Origin of the sequence: Pseudomonas sp. 7SR1 (assembly GCF_900156465.1) — a bacterium.
GTDB lineage: Bacteria > Pseudomonadota > Gammaproteobacteria > Pseudomonadales > Pseudomonadaceae > Aquipseudomonas.
On sequence record NZ_LT707064.1, the window covers coordinates 5,182,778 to 5,198,540 of the forward strand.

Below are 15,763 nucleotides of genomic sequence, written 5' to 3' on the forward strand. Positions count from 1 at the left end.
GTCGATGGTCAAAATGCGTAGTCCAGGTACACGCGCGCTTCCGATCCGCTGACCACGTTATCCGGCTGGGCGGATACGAGGGCGACAAAATCCTCGTTGATCCGATAGTCGATATAGATCACGCCCACTGAAAGTCCGGAGTATTCCTTTTCATCGAATCGGTAATAGACGCGATACTCCTTTTGCCGCTCGCGCACATCGGTGCGTTGGCCGCTGAGGGGATTGCCGGCGTCGAACTCGCCTTGCTTGTAGATGGCCATGGCCTTGAAGCCGTCCAGCGAAGCGCCGAACAACGAAAGGCCGGAGAGGTCGTATTCGGCACCGACCTGCCAGGTCCTTTCACCATCGTTATTGAAGTCATTGCCGGAGCGCGTCCAGGCATCCATCCTGCCGTCGACGTTGTCCGCATGATCGAAGTAGGCATAGCCCAATTGCCCGTTGCTCAACCGGGCTTTGGTTTCAGAAAAGGACACTCCCAGGCGTACCTTATCGAGCAGCAGCCCCAGGTTGATGTTCAGCCAACTGGCCTTGTCATCGTAGGCCGCCTGGCCTGCCGACCAGTCACGCTCCCATATTGGCCCGGCCTTTTCGAATCGATAGTACTGGGTGTCCAGCACGACCCCGGCGCGCTTGCCAAGCGGTGCCTGCAAGGTCAGGCCATAACGGGTATTTTCATTGAAGTCCCGTGACACACCGTGATCGTAGCTCAGCTCGATGGCCTTCAAATCGTATTTGACGCCGTAGGTGTACAGGTCCTTTATTTCCTCCCCCGTCTGGCTCAGCAAGTGCTCGAATTCTTCCCGGTCCCGGGGCGAGCTCCTGTTGATGTACGCAGCTTCGAACCCCAGCGTTCCCGGCAGTGGGCCAATCCCCATGTCGGTGAAATTCAGATGGGTACGGGCGCCCTGGTAGGAGCCTGGAACGATCCGCGTATCGAGGCTCACCAGGGTGCCGGCATCGAAGCGGCCTCGCCCGATCTGGGCGTCGGCATTCCATCCGTCCCCCACATGGCGCGCCTTCAGATAACCTTGCCCGAGCTTCGCGAAGCCGCCATTGGTTCCATCGGTGTCGTCGAACAGATCCCGGCCGTTGTCTTTCGAGTCGAGCATCGCCACAGCGTAGAGAGAGGCATCGAAGCCCACGATTCCGGTCCAATAGTTGGAGTTGTAATCAACGATCGCCCCGACTCCGGTCCCGCCCAGTTCATTGCCATCCGGAAATCCACCGAAACGGTCTTCGATCAAGTCGTTGGATATGCGCGTATTGATATAGACAGAACGAAGATAAGCGTTCAACTTGCCTTCATGCTGAAACCGGTCCGGATAACTGATGGCGGCTGCCAGGCAACTATCCGATATAACAACCATTGAACAAAAAGCCACAGCGACGGCGTTAATCGAGTTCATCGACCACCTCATCTATTATTTTTATTGTTGACGTGCGGGCGCGAGCAGCGCCCTTTTAACTTCGGTGCAGCGAACTGTGCAAACTGAAAGTTACTTAGATGATCGCCCGTGTAATGATGGCCGTTACTATCAATACAAGACTGCTGCCGATTGCCCAGAGCAAGCAATATCGTTGCATATCGCCCATATCACGCTTGATGATCCCGCTGATGAGATAAACCGCCGCGACCAGGGGGCTCAGTGCATGAACCGGTTGCCCCAGAACAGAGGCGCGGGCAATGTGCATCGGGGCGATCCCGTATTCGGCGCCGGCCGCCCCCAGTACCGGCAGGATGCCGAAGAAGAACGCGTCATTGGACAGCAGGAAGTTAAGCGGCAAGGCCAATAGCGCAGTCAGGATGCTGAAGTACTGGCCGCCCCCCTCGGGAATCATTTGCACGATTTTCTCGGACATCCCGTCGACCATTCCCGTGCCGGACAAGATGCCGGTAAAGACCCCGGAAGCGAATATCAACGCAATGACCGTCAGCACGCTTTCGGCGTGAGCTGCGATCCGGGCCTTCTGTTCGGCCAGTCGCGGGTAATTGATCAGCAATGCCAGGCAGAAGCCCACCATCATTACCAGCGGCAAGGGGGCCAACCCGGTACCCATGGCGTACATGAGCAAGGCGGTCAATGCCAGATTGATCCAGAACAGCCTGGGCCTTTGTGTCTCGGCCCGGACTTCAGGCAACGGCACCTGGTCCAGCGCCGGCCCGGCCTCCTTCTGCGCGGGTGTCCAGCCCAGGCGACGCCGCTCCCTATGGCCGATCCAGAACGCGACCAGGAAGGCATAGGCAAGCCCCACCAGCATGGCGGGCACCAGCCCGAGGAACATTTCCCCTACGTCGACGTGAAGCGCACTGGCGGCACGGGCGACCGGCCCACCCCAGGGAATCAGGTTCACCACGGTATTGGTCAACAGAAGCATCAACGCCAGGATGAGCGGATTCATCCCCAGGCGCAGATACAGAGGCAGGAACGCTGTCGTGACAATCAGAACAGTCGTCGCGCCATCGCCGTCGAACGAAATGACGGCGGCCAGCAAGGCCGTACCCAACACCACTCGAAGCGGATCGTTTCCGACATGACGCAGGATGCGTCGTACAGCGGGCTCGAAGAGCCCGGCGTCGAACATGATCGCGAAATACAGGATGGCGAACATCAACATCAGTGCGGTGGGCGCGACCTGTTTCACCCCATCCATCACCATTGCACCCAGCTGCGGCCCTGCCCCACTCGCCAATCCGAAAGCCACCGGAATCAGTACCAGCGCCGTAACCGCGGAGAGCCGCTTGCTTATGATCAACGCCATAAACGTAACGACCATTGCGAAACCTAGCCAAGCCATGCGTGCACCTTCTTATTTTTATAATGGAGTAGAAATCAATGTGAACAAGCAACTTCTTAACAAAATCTACATAGGCGGGAATACGCTGTAAATCTTGATTTTTTTTGTCAATGTCTGTCGTTTCCGAACTCATCCAAAAGTGCTGGAGGCCTCGTCTGATCAGGGATTGGCCGATCGTCGATCGAATCATCGGACTGTTCATCCGCGACTGCGAATGACCTCGTGAAATGAAAAAACGGATACGGGCGCAGGAAAAATGCCGCCGGGATGAACATTGACGAAATCGTCAAATAAACAGTAAATATGAACGCATATTTATCAACCTGAACGAATCCGTCATGCCAGACCAAGAAGACCTATACCTATCGGCGCAAGAGTCGGCAGCCATGCTCAGGGTCAGCCTCCCTACGCTGTACGCCTATGTCAGCCGCAAGAACATCCGCTCCATCAAGATCCCGGGTTCCCCGAAGCGTCGCTATTGGGCCGAAGACATCCAGCGCCTGGTCAAGCACCCGACGGGGGCGAAGCCTTCGGTGAAACGTTCGCCGCCTGCGGACAGCGCCATCACCCTCATCACCGATGATGGGCTTTTCTATCGAGGGCACGACGTCACCGAGCTGGCCGACCACGCAACGGTCGAAGAGGTTGCCGGCCTGATGTGGCAGGTGCCTTCGGCCTTCGGTGCTTCGCTGCCGCGTGTTCCGAAAGACAGCGGCAAGTTGCTGAAAATCTACGAACACCTGTCCGCGCCGGAAAAGGCCATCGCACTGTTTCCGCTGGTACAGCGAGAGAACCCCAAGGCCTTCGATCTTTCCACCGAAAGCTATGCCCGCACCGGCGCGGATGTGGTGAGGTGGTTCGCCGCCCTGGTGGTGGGCGCGACCGAGCCGAGCACGCAGCCGCTGCATGAATTCATCACCCAGGCTTGCGGTGTCCGGCCGGCACTCGCCGACCTGATTCGGCGTCTGCTGATTCTCAGCATCGATCACGAGCTGGACCACACCACCCATAGCGTTCGCGTCGCCGCCACGACAGGCGCCACGCCCTACTACGCCGTGATCGCGGGACTCGCGGCAGCCAGGGGCCACAAGATCGCGTATGGCAGGAATGAAGCGGCCAGCAGAATGATCGAGGAGATCTGCACGGCGACGGATCCCACCCAGCCCATTTTGCAACGCTACAGCCAGGACGGACGTATTCCGGGGTTCGGTCCGAATGTGCATTCCATCAACGATCCGCGGGCCAGCAACCTGATGCAGGCGTTGACCGAGGCATTCGCTGGCGACGGCGAGTTCGCCAAATTGCAGAAGGCTTTTTCGGTGGCTGCCGAGCTGGTGGCGTACCCACCGGAGTTCATTCTCCTGGTGAGCTTCATCGGCAGGAAGTTTGGGTTGCATGGGCAGGAAATCGCACTGGCAGGGGTCGGTCGGTTGATTGGCTGGATTGCCCATGCCAGCGAGCAATACAACCAACACCTCGATGCCCGCCCCCGCGCGCGGTACACCGGGACCCTGCCAGGAACCTCCCGACAGGGCCACGCCTGATCCCTGCATCCCGGCGAGGGCTCCCTGCCTGCCGGGCCTGTAGTTGCGTAAGGTTTGACGTACCGCCCGGAACTATCGGGCCATCGCCGCAAACAGGTCCTCGAACCGCGCCTGATGCTCAAGCCCGGCCACGAAATCCAATACCGTCGCCTGTGCCGATGCCTCGATATGGGGGGCTGCCATGCGCCTGAATTTGCGTTCGAAGTCGTGATCGGTCATGGGCGTCTCCACGGAGCCGGGCCCGGTGATCATCTCGCTGACGACGGTCTCGCCCGACCTCAGCGTGACGACGAGACGGTTGGCCAGATGCCGGGGAAACAGCGCCGTAAGCCCGGGATCTTCCACCACGATGATCTTGTCCATCAGGCCGATCACCGCTGGGTCATGGATCTTCTGCTCGGCATAGGAGCCGATGGTGATGTCGCCATCCATCAATGCCCGGGCGACGTTGTAGGGCAAGCTATGGTCGGCGGTCTCCCGGGTCCTGGGCAGCCACTTTTCCGGGGTATCGGCCAGCACCCGGCGGTTGAATTCCGAGGTTTCGATGGTGATGGCGGCGATCTCTTCAAGACCGGCGATACGCTTGCGTATATCGAGCGCCGCCCAGACGGCGGTATGCAGTTCACCGTTGGTTGGAAATGTCTTGGTCAGCGAGCGCCGTATGGCGTAGTCGCCGTTTTCAGGCGAACCGAAACGATCCAGGTCCAGCTCGAACGGCCCGCAAACCAGCTTGAAAAAGCCCATGTCGCCTTCAAAGACCGGCGACGGCCCGGTCATGCCATGGCGCGCCAGTTGAGCGGCAAAAATGGCGTTGCGTGACGCGTTGGCCGCCGAGCAGCCTTTCCAGTCCGATAATGTGCCGCTGCGGACCTGGCGCATAGCCAAATGGCCGCTCAGCGCGATATTGATCGCCTGTTCAGTCTGGTCCACGTCCAGCCTCATCAGGCTGGAGGCCGCAGCAGCCATGGCGACGTTGATGTAATTGACGTGGTCCCAGCCGCGCTTGTTCAGGCTGGCCGCATCCTGCAGCCGCATCTGGATTTCATACGCCAGCACGATGGCCGATATCAACCGGCCCCCACCCGCCCCCTCGGCTTGCGCCACGGCCAGGCAGGCCGGGATGTTGTCGCTGGGATGCCCGGGCTCCAGGCCCATGTATCCGTCGTTGTAATCCAGAAAGCGCACCATGGCGCCGTTCACGAACCCGGCGATTTCGGCCGTTGTCCGCAGGCTTGTGCCAAACACGCTGGAGGTCCCGCCGCGATGACACTCGGCATAACGGATGGCGGCATTGATGGGCGGCGCTCCATAGGCGCCCAGTATGCATGCCAGGCTGTCGATGAAACGCTGGCGCACAATCGCGACGATGGTGTCGGGCAGACGCTGTTGCGCAAACCCATGGGCGTAGCGCGCCAGTCGCCGGGCAATGGTCGAATCTTGCATACTCACCTCTTGTTCCAGTTCGAGCGCTCGGTTTCCAGGCTCTGTACGAGACGTCGCGCCGACTTTTCTCGTACATGCCTGGCGATCGATGACGGACGATTTCAGTTCATCACGACGTCGAGCAACCGCACGTACTGCTGACCCGCATGCATGTCACGCTCGACCATTCCGCCTTGCGGCGTAGCGCGGGGGAAGGAGATCTTGACCATTTCCAGATTGGGCACCGGGATGTATTTCACCCGTTCGGGATCGGTGCCATATAGCCGGGCAAACTGCTCCGGCGAGAGCGCGTCGCTACGGGAATAACGTTCAAAGTTCTCCCGGCCATTGAAGAAGATATCGAAGGTAATCCAGAACGGTCCGGCTTGTTTCGATCGAACATGACGGCAGACATCGCGCAACTTAACCACGATTCAACTCCTTCGCAGCTGGCGCCGCCTCGGAAAGGTCAATCCACTTGATACGTACCAGCTCCATTGGGTCCTCAAGCTGCACGACGTGATTGAGCTTGAATTCAAAAATCCGGCCGCGAGGGATATCCGCGGGCGTGAACGCGAATCCATAGGAAGGCAGTTCCTTGCCCATGACACTTGGATAATGAAAAAAGTACGGATTGCAGGCCTGCGCGATGGTATCTGCAAGTTGCTGGGTTGCAGCCGTGGCCACGAATAACATGCCGATCTCGGGAGGTGGCAAGGTTCCCGCGGGCGGCTTCATCCCGGTGACCGCATTCCAACCGTACATGCGCAGGGATATATGAAACTCACCCAACTCGTCGGCGGGAATGGACTGGCGGGTACGGGCATAGAGCGCTTCGAGCAGGCGATCGTGGAAACCATCGATGTCCTTGAGTACGTCCGGGTCCTGGATACCCACCAGCATGATGGTCTGATAGGCACCCGCGGCGGCGCCTTCCAGCTTCATGGTGTAGGGCATCGGCTCCCAGCGCGATCCTTCGACCCTGACGGCGCGTCCGTTCAGATCGGCATAACGTGCGTCTGCGACATTCAGGATGCCCCCCGGCTCCAGCAAGCGAAACGGATCGCTGTTTTCGTAGAGCATATGCGCGGAGACACTGTGGGGTGTGCACAGATTGTCCTGGCTGAGAGGTTCCACATTGAACCCGTCGGCATCCACGCTCAGCAGTATCCCGGAGCCCAGCGTCGGATTGACGGCGCACTGCACGCCACATTCGCCTGTCTTGCCGGCATGCCAGGACGGCCCCCAGGGCGCACCCTTCCAGATCGGATAGCAGGCAATGACGGCGGTGTCGGTGGATCGGCCGGCCAGTATGATGTCCGCGCCGCCATCAAGCGCCGCGAGGAACGGCTCGACCCCCAACGCGGCGACAATGTGCTCGCAGGCATCGACCGTTGCATCCTCCAGTTCACCGTGTGGCGCAAGAGGCTTGATCCGCCCTTGGGCATTCAGTCGCTTGATGGTGTCTTTCTCTTGCTCACAATAGATAAGAGCAACTTTCGGTGTCACCCCGAGTTCACCGGCAACTTCAATGACGATATCCCGCGTCCAGTTCAGATTGAGATCGCCACCGGCTTGCCCGGAAGTACCGATAATAATCGGCACGCCAGAGGATGCCTGGGCTTTCATCAATATACTCAGGTCGCGTTTTACCGAACCGCGATTATTCTTTGATTTGCCAAGTGCAAGATAAGCTGCGCCACTGTCGGTCGACCCCGCATCCGAAGCAATGACTTGCGCACCGGCCGCCAGCCCATAGGCAATTTCTTCTTCGCGCACACCTGCCCCCAAAGAACCACAGGGAACAATGACTTTTACGCAACCTTCGAATAGCCGCCCCATAGAAGCCTCTTTTGTATTTATTTGTGGGCCGATCATAAAGCCTGGAATCAGGCTGACAAGTGGACAGTTTTTATCCATATATCTTTACTGGTAAGTTGGGCATTCTTATTGTTCACAGCAAAGATCAATGACCGGTCATGAGGCATATGAGCATCAATCGCGAGCGTTCCTTACTGCCCGAAGACCTGCGTGTCTTCCTCACCGTTATCCGCAAGAACGGCTTCGGCCACGCGGCGCAGGAACTGGGTTATTCGCCTGCGTATGTGAGCAAGCGGATGGCGGTCCTGGAGACGACACTGGGGACCAGGCTGTTGCATCGCACGACCCGCCGGGTCGCGTTGACCGACGAAGGCGAACGTGTCCGCATCTGGGCCACGCGGTTTCTGGGGGACATGGAGGATTTCATCAGCGAGCTGACCGACGCCCGGCAGCAATTGCAGGGAAGCTTGCACATCTGCAGCTCCTTCGGCTTTGGCCGCAACCATGTCGCCCCTGCGATCCCCGCCCTTTCGCGAATGTACCCGCGCATGGAGATCCGCCTCGACGTGTTCGATCGCCTGGTGGACATCGTCAATGAAGGCTTCGACATGGAAATCAGCGTAGGCGACAACCTGCCCGACCAGCTCCTGCATAAAAAACTGGCCAGTCATCGCAGGGTGCTCTGTGCCGCCCCCGACTACCTCCAGCGCCGCGATGTCCCGACGTCTCTGGATGACCTGGCCGGGCACGACTGCCTGGTGCTCAAGGAACGTAACAACCCCTTCGGCATCTGGAACCTGACGAAGGATGGCGTCGAAACATCGATCCGGGTCAGCGGGCCACTTTCATCGAACAATGGCGAGATCGTGTCGCGCTGGGCCTTGAGTGGCGCAGGCATCATCCTGCGGTCGCTGTGGGACGTGAAACCCATGCTGGAGAGCGGGCAACTGGTGCAGGTGCTGCCCGACCATTTCCAGAGCGCCAATGTCTGGGCCACCTACCCGACACGGCTAAGCCAGTCGGCGAAGCTGAGGGTCTGCATCGAGTTCTTCGAGGCGCATTTCGACGATCTATCCCTGGTTTGAGCATCCGGCAGTCGCCGCCCGATGCCCGTGAAAAGACTCAGCCCAGCCAGGGATGGGCGGCGTGATACCGCGCTTCGAAATCCCGGATCTGCACCGCTCGCCGCAAGGTACTGCCGATGGCATCCAGGCCCAGCAGCAAGGCCTGTTTGCGCAGTTCGTCGATGGCGAAGCCGATACTCGACCCGTCGCTCAATCGAATCTGCTGGTTGGGCAAGTCGACGGTAAGCGTGGCGCTCGCCCCGTCGCTCACGACCCGCCCCAGCGCCTGCAACTGCGTTTGGCAGAGCTGTATCACGAGCACGCCATTGCGCAGGCAGTTGTCGTGGAAGATACCCGCGAAGCTCGTACCGATCAGGGCACGGATCCCCAGTTGCCTGAGTCCCCATACCGCATGCTCACGACTTGAACCACACCCGAAGTTGGGCCCGGTCACCAGGAAACGGGCACCGCTCCAGGCAGGCTGGTTGAGGACGAAGTCTGGATTGGGCTCGCCGGATTCCAGGAAACGCAGGTCGAAGAACACGCCTTTATCCAGTCCATTGCGGTCGATGCCCTTGAGGAACTGCTTGGGCATGATCACGTCGGTATCGACGTTAGAGGCAAGGATGGGGGCGGCCTTTCCGGTCACGCTGTCAAAGGGTTGCATGGTTCAGGCCTCCTCGGTCAACAGGCGTACGTCCGTCAGGCGGCCCCGGATAGCCGCGGCGGCGACCATCGCAGGACTCATGAGGTGAGTGCGAGCACCCGCTCCCTGGCGCCCCTCGAAATTGCGATTGGTACTGGATGCGCAGCGATCCCCCGGAGCGAGGACGTCATCGTTCATCGCAAGGCACATGGAGCACCCGGACTGACGCCACTCGAAACCGGCATCGAGGAAGACCCTGGCCAACCCTTCCCGCTCCGCCTGGGCACGCACCTGCGTCGAGCCGGGAACGATCATCGCTCGTACCGTCGCAGCGACTTTCCGGCCTTTCACCACGCGAGCGACGTCGCGCAAGTCTTCAATGCGCGCATTGGTGCACGAGCCGATGAACGCATGGCTGATCGTCACGTCACTCAACGCCATGCCCGGCTCCAGGCCCATGTAGGCCAGGGCGCGCTGCATGCCCTGGCGCAGGATCGGATCGGCGACGGCCTTGGGGTCTGGCACGGTCCCACCGACGGGCAACGCCTGGTCCGGACTGGTTCCCCAGGTCACCATCGGCTCCAGGGCGCTGACGTCCAACCGGACTTCATTGTCGAACACCGCGCCTTCATCGGTGAACAGTTCGCGCCACTTCTCTAGAGCGGCATCCCACAGCTCACCCTGAGGGACACGTGGCCTGCCCTTGAGATAGGCATGGACCTTCTCGTCGGGCGCCATGAATGCGCCCCTTGCCCCGGCCTCTACGGCCATGTTGCAGATGGTCATCCGCGCTTCCACGCTCAAGGCATCGATGACAGGGCCGACGAACTCGATGGCGTAACCGGTGGCTCCCGCCGCACCGACTTTCTCGATCAGGGCCATGATGACGTCCTTCGCGGTAACGCCCGCCCCCAACCGCCCGGTGACCATGACACGCAGGGTCTTGAGCCGCTTGTAGACCAGCGTCTGCGTCGCCAGAAGATGTTCGATCTCGGAAGTGCCGATACCGAAGCCGAAGGCCCCCAGGGCCCCGTAGGTGGTGGTATGGCTGTCGCCAGCGGCCACCACCATCCCCGGCAGGATGAAGCCCTGTTCCGGCGCCACCACATGCTCGATGCCCTGGCGTTTATCCAGCACGTCGAACAGCTCGATGCCGAAGTCGCGGCAGTTCTTTTCGAAATAGGAGACCTGCAAGGCACCGCCCGAATCGGGCATGGTGGCGATACGATCGGGGGCGGTCGGGTTGACATGGTCGACCACCGCCAGCGTCGCACCCGGACGCCACACACTGCGCCCGGCGTCACGAAGCCCGCTGAAGGCTTGCGGGCTTGTGTACTCGTTGGCCACTTGCCGGTCGACGTAGAGCAAGACATGCCCCTCATCGTCCAGGGTACAGACGGTATGGCTGTCGATATGTTTCTGATAAAGCGTGCGAGGGCCGGTCATGGTGGTGGGCTCTTCTGTCATGCGGGATCGGAGTTGATCCCCAGCATAGGCCCAATGAAATCCCCATCAATGGCCTCGCAGTAATGGTGCGGAACACGATTCGTGAATAATGGGCCGCGTCGATCTCGGAGCCGGCATGCCCACTCAGCCTGTTCTACTGGAGCGGTAACGGATTGGCCCATCGATGACAGCCCCCAGGAGCAAGGGTCCTTGGAGCGGCCACTGTCGTGGCCTGAGGCTTTTCTGTTGAATAGCCCCATGCTTAGCCCCGTCCATCCCTGGCGGGGCTTGAGCAACACATACTCGCTTTGGGTAGATTGCACCCGTGCACATTGCGGGCCGTATTCAAGCTTCAGGCAAAGGAAAGTCAGCCCCACGGGAAACGCGTTCCCAAGTGCGAAACTCGGTCTGCATGGCCGAGAGTTTACCCATTGCGACATCAACGGCCCGGTTCCCCAGCAACAGACGCTGGGGGGGCTGCGCCGCGGTGACCGCCGAGTAGATCGCCGCAGCCGCGCGAGCCGGGTCGCCTTCCTGCCGGCCTATGGAAGCGTCATAGGCGCGACGCGCCTGCCCGGCGGTGGCATCGTAATCGGCGATGGACTCGCTGACCTGGGTGGCCGAACCGGCCCATTCGGTGCGAAACGCACTGGGCTCGACCGTCATGACACCGATACCCAACGGCTCGACCTCGGCACGCAAGGTTTCCGACAACCCCTCCAGTGCGAACTTGCTCGCGCAGTAATAACCCACTGCTGGAAAGCCGGCCAGGCCCCCGATGGAGGTCAGGTTTACAATCATGCCTCGGCCTCGCTGGCGCATGCCGGGAAGTACGGCGTGGATCATGTTGGCGGAGCCAAAGAAATTGACCTCGAACAGCCGCCGCGCCGACTGCGGGTCAGTCTCCTCGACGGCGGCGAAATAGCCGATGCCGGCGTTGTTGACCAGCACATCCACCGATCCGAACAGGCGCTCGGCTTGCGCCACGACGGCCTTGGCCTGCTCGGCATCGGTGACATCCAGCGGCAGTATCAGGGCCTCGCCAAGGTCGGCAAGATCCCGTACCTGCTCGGCGTTGCGAGCGGTGACGATCACACGCTCGCCGCGTTCCAGCAGATGAGTTGCGATGAATCGGCCGAAACCGGTGGAACAACCGGTCACCAGCCACGAGTGCTGCTTGCTCATGGTCCGTATCTCCTGTGAATGGTCGGGTTTCAGGATCCAGCCGGATCGGGCTGCTGCCCGAAGGCGCGGATCTCGGGGACCTCGCTGCAGAGCGAGTCGAGCTCTTTCATGAAGGCCTTCACATAGGGCGTCTGCATATGGCCGTCGAAGTCGGCGGGCGAGCGCCAGTCTTCGTAGACGAACCAGCGCTCGGCGGAATCGGCGGCCCGGTAGATCTCGTAACGAACGCAGCCAGGTTCCTGCCGGGTGGGGCCGACCAACGCCAGGAGGCGTTGGCCCAGCACCTCGCCCTGCCCAGGCCGAGCGTTGAAGAAAGCCACATTGGTCAACATGCTCATGATGTTCTCCTGTATGACAGTGGATCGATCAACCCGCGGTGACGGTCATGCCGCCGTCGGCCATGACCACCGAACCGACGATGAAACTTGCGCGGTCCGAGGCGAGAAAAGCGACGACTTCAGCGATTTCCTCTGGCTGCGCGGCACGACCGATGGGCGCGGCCTCGCCATGCTGGGCCAGGAAACCCGGGCCGTCTTCGACCACGTCGTTGAGGATGTTGGTCACCACGTCGCCGACGCCCACCGCGTTGACACGAATGCCATGCTCGATCGCTTCCAGGGCCAGGGTGCGGGTCAGCTGGGCCAAGGCACCTTTCGAGGCGGTATAGGCGGCAATGGTCGGGAAGGCGAAATAGGAGGCATAGGACGCGATGTTGACGATGGCGCCAGCCTTGTTGGGCATCATTGCCTTGACCGCTTCGCGGCAATGCAGGAAGGCCGCAGTGGCGTTGACCGCCTGGATGCGCTCCCAGTCTTCACGGGTCATGTCGATGACCAGTTTGTTGATGATGATCCCGGCGTTATTGACCAGGATGTCCAGCCGGCCGAACTGCTCGACGGCCAGCCCGACCGCGCGCTCGGCCGCGCCATCTTCGGTAATGTCGGCCACCAGCGGCACCAGTCCGGGACGGGCCAGCGCCTCGACGGCGGGGTTTCGGTCCTCGGCGACGACCTTGGCGCCACGGGCATGCAGCAGTAACGCGATAGCCTTGCCGATGCCGCTGGCGGCACCGGTGACCAGCGCGACCTTGCCTTCGACTTCGTTGGGAAAATGCTGCTTGATATCGCTCATGATTGCTCTCCTGCGTTGCGAGCCGAGGAGACATTCATCGGCTCGGCGCCTGTGAGGCGCTGTCGTTATCGACGGCTTCACTGTCTCGCAACGGGCCGATCCAGGCTTTTGCAGGCTTGCCGAGGCTGTCGGGATCTTGCGCCGAGGTGAACGACGCAGCCTCGCGGCCATCGATCGCAGTGGCTTGTCGGAAAAATCCGGATAACATTCAAGAAAACGTTCGAGCGATTAGAAATGATTTCAGACCCAGGCACGCCAACCCTCGACCAGCTTCGGGTATTCCTGACCGTGGTGGACGTCGGCAGCTTCGCCGGTGCCGCCCGCAAGCTGCATCGGGCCACGTCGGTGGTGAGCTACTCCATCGCCAACCTGGAAATGCAGCTCGGCGTAAGCCTGTTCGACCGCAAGACCACCCGCAAACCCCAGTTGACCGATGCCGGGCGCACGGTACTGGCCGAGGCGCGCACCATCTACAACGGTATCGACGGCCTGCGGGCCAAGGTGCGTGGATTGCTCCATGGGCTGGAAGCCGAGGTGCATCTGGTCCTCGATGTGATGCTGCCCAGCGAGCGTGTGGTGGACGCGCTCAAGGCCTTTCGCGAGCGCTTCCCGACCGTGTCGCTGCACTTGCACGTCGAGGCCTTGTGCGCGGTGACGCAACGGGTGCTGGACCGCACGGCCACGTTGGGCGTGAGCGGCCCCTTGACCCATAACCTCGACGGCATCGAACGCATCGGCGTGGGCAAGGTGGCTTTGATTCCGGTCGCCGCTCCCGACCATCCCTTGGCCCAATCGGCCCCCCATGCGCCGGGTGCCGGGCGCGCCCATGTGCAATTGGTCCTCACCGACCGCTCCAGCCTGACCAAGGACCAGGAGTTCGCGGTCATCGGCACCCGCACCTGGCGACTGGCCGACCTGGGGGCCAAGCACACGCTGCTGCGCGAAGGCATCGGCTGGGGCAACATGCCCATCGACAGGGTGAGCGACGACCTGGCCAGCGGCCGGCTGGTGCACCTCGACCTGCCCGACTGCCAAGGCGGCGATTATGGCTTTGACGTCGTCTACCGCACCGACATGCCCCCGGGCCCCGCGGCCAGCTGGCTGATCGAGCGCTTCAAGGCACAGGCGACCGATCTCTGATCGTTCGAGAAAATCGAACCTGAACGTCGAAAGCAACTGGCTTTTCATGACGGTGGTGCCGTGAGACAAATGCTCCAGGCCTGCCGTCCGGCACGCCCCGCCTTCGCCTTGAGACGAGTGATGACCATGATGACTGCCGAGCGGCTGCTGCACCTGCATTTCGAGTTGTTTGTGGATGACCATGAGCGCTGGAAGAACCTGATCGCCGATGACCTGGTATGGGAGCTGCCGTTTGCCCCTGCCCTCGGCCATCCGGCGCGGCTCGAGGGGCGCGATCAGGTATTGGGCCATGTCGGCTGGTTCGTCGGCGCGGTGCAGGACTTTCTCTTTTACGACCTTCGTATCCAACCGAGTACGAACCCTCTGGAGGCCGTCGCGCAAGTCAAGGCCAAGGGAACGATCAAGCCCACCGGACGCCTTTATGAACAGGATTACGTGTTGTTCGTACGGGTGGAAAACGGCAAGCTGGCGTTCATCCGCGAATACTTCGACCCTGTACGGGCCGCCCTCGCCCTCGACGCCCCCATACCGGCCCTGGCGAACTGAGTCGACGGACACTCTTGCTCCGGCAGGCCATTGCTGCGTTACCCTATCGGTGCCGCCCTTGTCCGAGAGTGTCGCCCATGGAGCCTTTTGTGCACCCGCCTGAAGATACCGACCTGGCCGCCAGCGATGCCCAGCGCATCATGGCCGAGTCCATGCCGCAACATTTGCCGGGAACGGCGCAGGCACTGCCATCGCATCCGGCCATGCAGGATGTGGTGGTGCAGCTGTTCAGCCATCACAGCATCGTCGAGCCGATACTGGTGCCCGCCGTTGTGGAGCCGCTGCTGGTGTGGGTACTGGCGGGGCGGGCCAGGGTCGAGGAGCGCGCGCTCGGCGGCGCGTGGGAAGCCGCCCTCGTGGAGGCCGGCGACTTCTTCCTCACCAATACCCGCGATCCCTACGAAATGCGCTGGCAGACAGTGGAATGCGACACCTTCGAAGTGATGCACCTGTACCTGGGCCTGTCGCTGATCGATCAAGCTGCCCGCGATGTCCTGGGGGACCATCCCGATCCGGTGAGTTTCCTGGACATCTCCGGGGCCCGGGATGAGCGGGTGGACTTCATCCTCGATCAGTTGCGCATCGAACTCACCGAGCAACGCCAGCCCAGCCCGTTGTTCGTCCACAGCCTGGCCCAGGCCCTGGCCGTGCACCTGATCCGTCGATACCGCGATCCGCACGGCGACAACCGACGCAGCGGCGCCTTGCAAGCTTACAAGTTGCGTCGCGTCCTGGCGGTCATGAACGAGGGCCTGGCCGAAGACTTCAACCTCGCGCAACTGGCCCGGATCGCCGAATTGAGCGAGTACCACTTCAGCCGGGTCTTCAAGCGCGCGACGGGACTGTCGCCCTCGCAGTACTTCATCCGCCTGCGGATGAGTCGGGCCCGGCAACTGCTGCTCGAAACCGATCGCAGCATCATCGATATCGGGCTGGAGGTGGGCTATTGCAGCCCGAGCCATTTCTCCCAGGTCTTCCGGCGCGAGGTGGGGGTCACGCCCAGCACTTACCGCCAGGCATGA

At 61.1% G+C, this 15,763-nt stretch carries 15 protein-coding genes; 5 read left to right on the forward strand and 10 right to left on the reverse strand.

The features are described 5' to 3' along the window. Positions 1-8 precede the first annotated feature (8 nt). Both BW992_RS22750 and BW992_RS22755 read right to left on the reverse strand, forming a co-directional pair. Positions 9-1,295, reverse strand: coding sequence for an OprD family outer membrane porin (locus BW992_RS22750; RefSeq protein ID WP_231991082.1), 1,287 nt, complete (start codon positions 1,293-1,295; stop codon positions 9-11). A gap of 205 nt (positions 1,296-1,500) precedes the next feature. Then, complete coding sequence (locus BW992_RS22755) at positions 1,501-2,760, reverse strand: CitMHS family transporter (RefSeq protein WP_442961957.1); 1,260 nt, start codon at positions 2,758-2,760, stop codon at positions 1,501-1,503. Positions 2,761-3,134: 374 nt separating this feature from the next. Between BW992_RS22755 and BW992_RS22760 the strand changes: the two genes are divergently transcribed. Next, positions 3,135-4,340 (forward strand): citrate synthase, encoded by a 1,206-nt coding sequence (locus BW992_RS22760; protein ID WP_072394709.1) that lies wholly within the window; start codon positions 3,135-3,137, stop codon positions 4,338-4,340. A 72-nt stretch (positions 4,341-4,412) separates the two neighbouring features. Here BW992_RS22760 and BW992_RS22765 read toward each other — a convergent pair whose 3' ends face one another. From BW992_RS22765 to BW992_RS22775, 3 genes are all read right to left on the reverse strand, one after another. Next, complete coding sequence (locus BW992_RS22765; protein ID WP_076407144.1) at positions 4,413-5,783, reverse strand: MmgE/PrpD family protein; 1,371 nt, start codon at positions 5,781-5,783, stop codon at positions 4,413-4,415. A gap of 101 nt (positions 5,784-5,884) precedes the next feature. Further along, positions 5,885-6,193 (reverse strand): DUF4387 domain-containing protein, encoded by a 309-nt coding sequence (locus tag BW992_RS22770; RefSeq protein WP_076407145.1) that lies wholly within the window; start codon positions 6,191-6,193, stop codon positions 5,885-5,887. Further along, complete coding sequence (locus BW992_RS22775) at positions 6,186-7,682, reverse strand: acyclic terpene utilization AtuA family protein (protein ID WP_231991083.1); 1,497 nt, start codon at positions 7,680-7,682, stop codon at positions 6,186-6,188. Before BW992_RS22775 ends, BW992_RS22770 begins: the two co-directional genes overlap by 8 nt. 68 nt (positions 7,683-7,750) lie before the next feature. Here BW992_RS22775 and BW992_RS22780 point away from each other — a divergent pair, with 68 nt between their 5' ends. Then, complete coding sequence (locus BW992_RS22780) at positions 7,751-8,668, forward strand: LysR substrate-binding domain-containing protein (RefSeq protein ID WP_076407146.1); 918 nt, start codon at positions 7,751-7,753, stop codon at positions 8,666-8,668. Between the two features lie 37 nt (positions 8,669-8,705). Here the strand turns inward: BW992_RS22780 and leuD are convergent, their stop codons facing one another. The 5 genes from leuD to BW992_RS22805 all read right to left on the reverse strand — a co-directional run bounded on the left by leuD (position 8,706) and on the right by BW992_RS22805 (position 13,055). Then, positions 8,706-9,314, reverse strand: coding sequence for a 3-isopropylmalate dehydratase small subunit (gene leuD / locus BW992_RS22785; RefSeq protein WP_076407147.1), 609 nt, complete (start codon positions 9,312-9,314; stop codon positions 8,706-8,708). Positions 9,315-9,317: 3 nt separating this feature from the next. Further along, a complete protein-coding gene (gene leuC, locus BW992_RS22790) occupies positions 9,318-10,739 on the reverse strand; it encodes a 3-isopropylmalate dehydratase large subunit (RefSeq protein WP_076407148.1) in 1,422 nt (473 codons plus the stop codon). A gap of 345 nt (positions 10,740-11,084) precedes the next feature. Then, positions 11,085-11,924, reverse strand: a complete 840-nt coding sequence (locus BW992_RS22795) for an oxidoreductase (RefSeq protein WP_072394688.1) — start codon at positions 11,922-11,924, stop codon at positions 11,085-11,087. Between the two features lie 29 nt (positions 11,925-11,953). After that, positions 11,954-12,262, reverse strand: coding sequence for a putative quinol monooxygenase (locus BW992_RS22800; RefSeq protein ID WP_076407149.1), 309 nt, complete (start codon positions 12,260-12,262; stop codon positions 11,954-11,956). Positions 12,263-12,290: 28 nt separating this feature from the next. Next, a complete protein-coding gene (locus tag BW992_RS22805; RefSeq protein WP_072394685.1) occupies positions 12,291-13,055 on the reverse strand; it encodes an SDR family NAD(P)-dependent oxidoreductase in 765 nt (254 codons plus the stop codon). Positions 13,056-13,289: 234 nt separating this feature from the next. Here BW992_RS22805 and BW992_RS22810 point away from each other — a divergent pair, with 234 nt between their 5' ends. The 3 genes from BW992_RS22810 (at position 13,290) to BW992_RS22820 (ending at position 15,763) form a co-directional block, all read left to right on the forward strand. Further along, positions 13,290-14,195: a LysR family transcriptional regulator gene (locus tag BW992_RS22810; RefSeq protein WP_076407150.1), complete on the forward strand. Its 906-nt coding sequence runs from the start codon at positions 13,290-13,292 to the stop codon at positions 14,193-14,195. A 120-nt stretch (positions 14,196-14,315) separates the two neighbouring features. Next, positions 14,316-14,741, forward strand: a complete 426-nt coding sequence (locus BW992_RS22815) for a nuclear transport factor 2 family protein (RefSeq protein WP_231991084.1) — start codon at positions 14,316-14,318, stop codon at positions 14,739-14,741. A 152-nt stretch (positions 14,742-14,893) separates the two neighbouring features. Then, a complete protein-coding gene (locus BW992_RS22820) occupies positions 14,894-15,763 on the forward strand; it encodes a helix-turn-helix domain-containing protein (RefSeq protein ID WP_053155345.1) in 870 nt (289 codons plus the stop codon).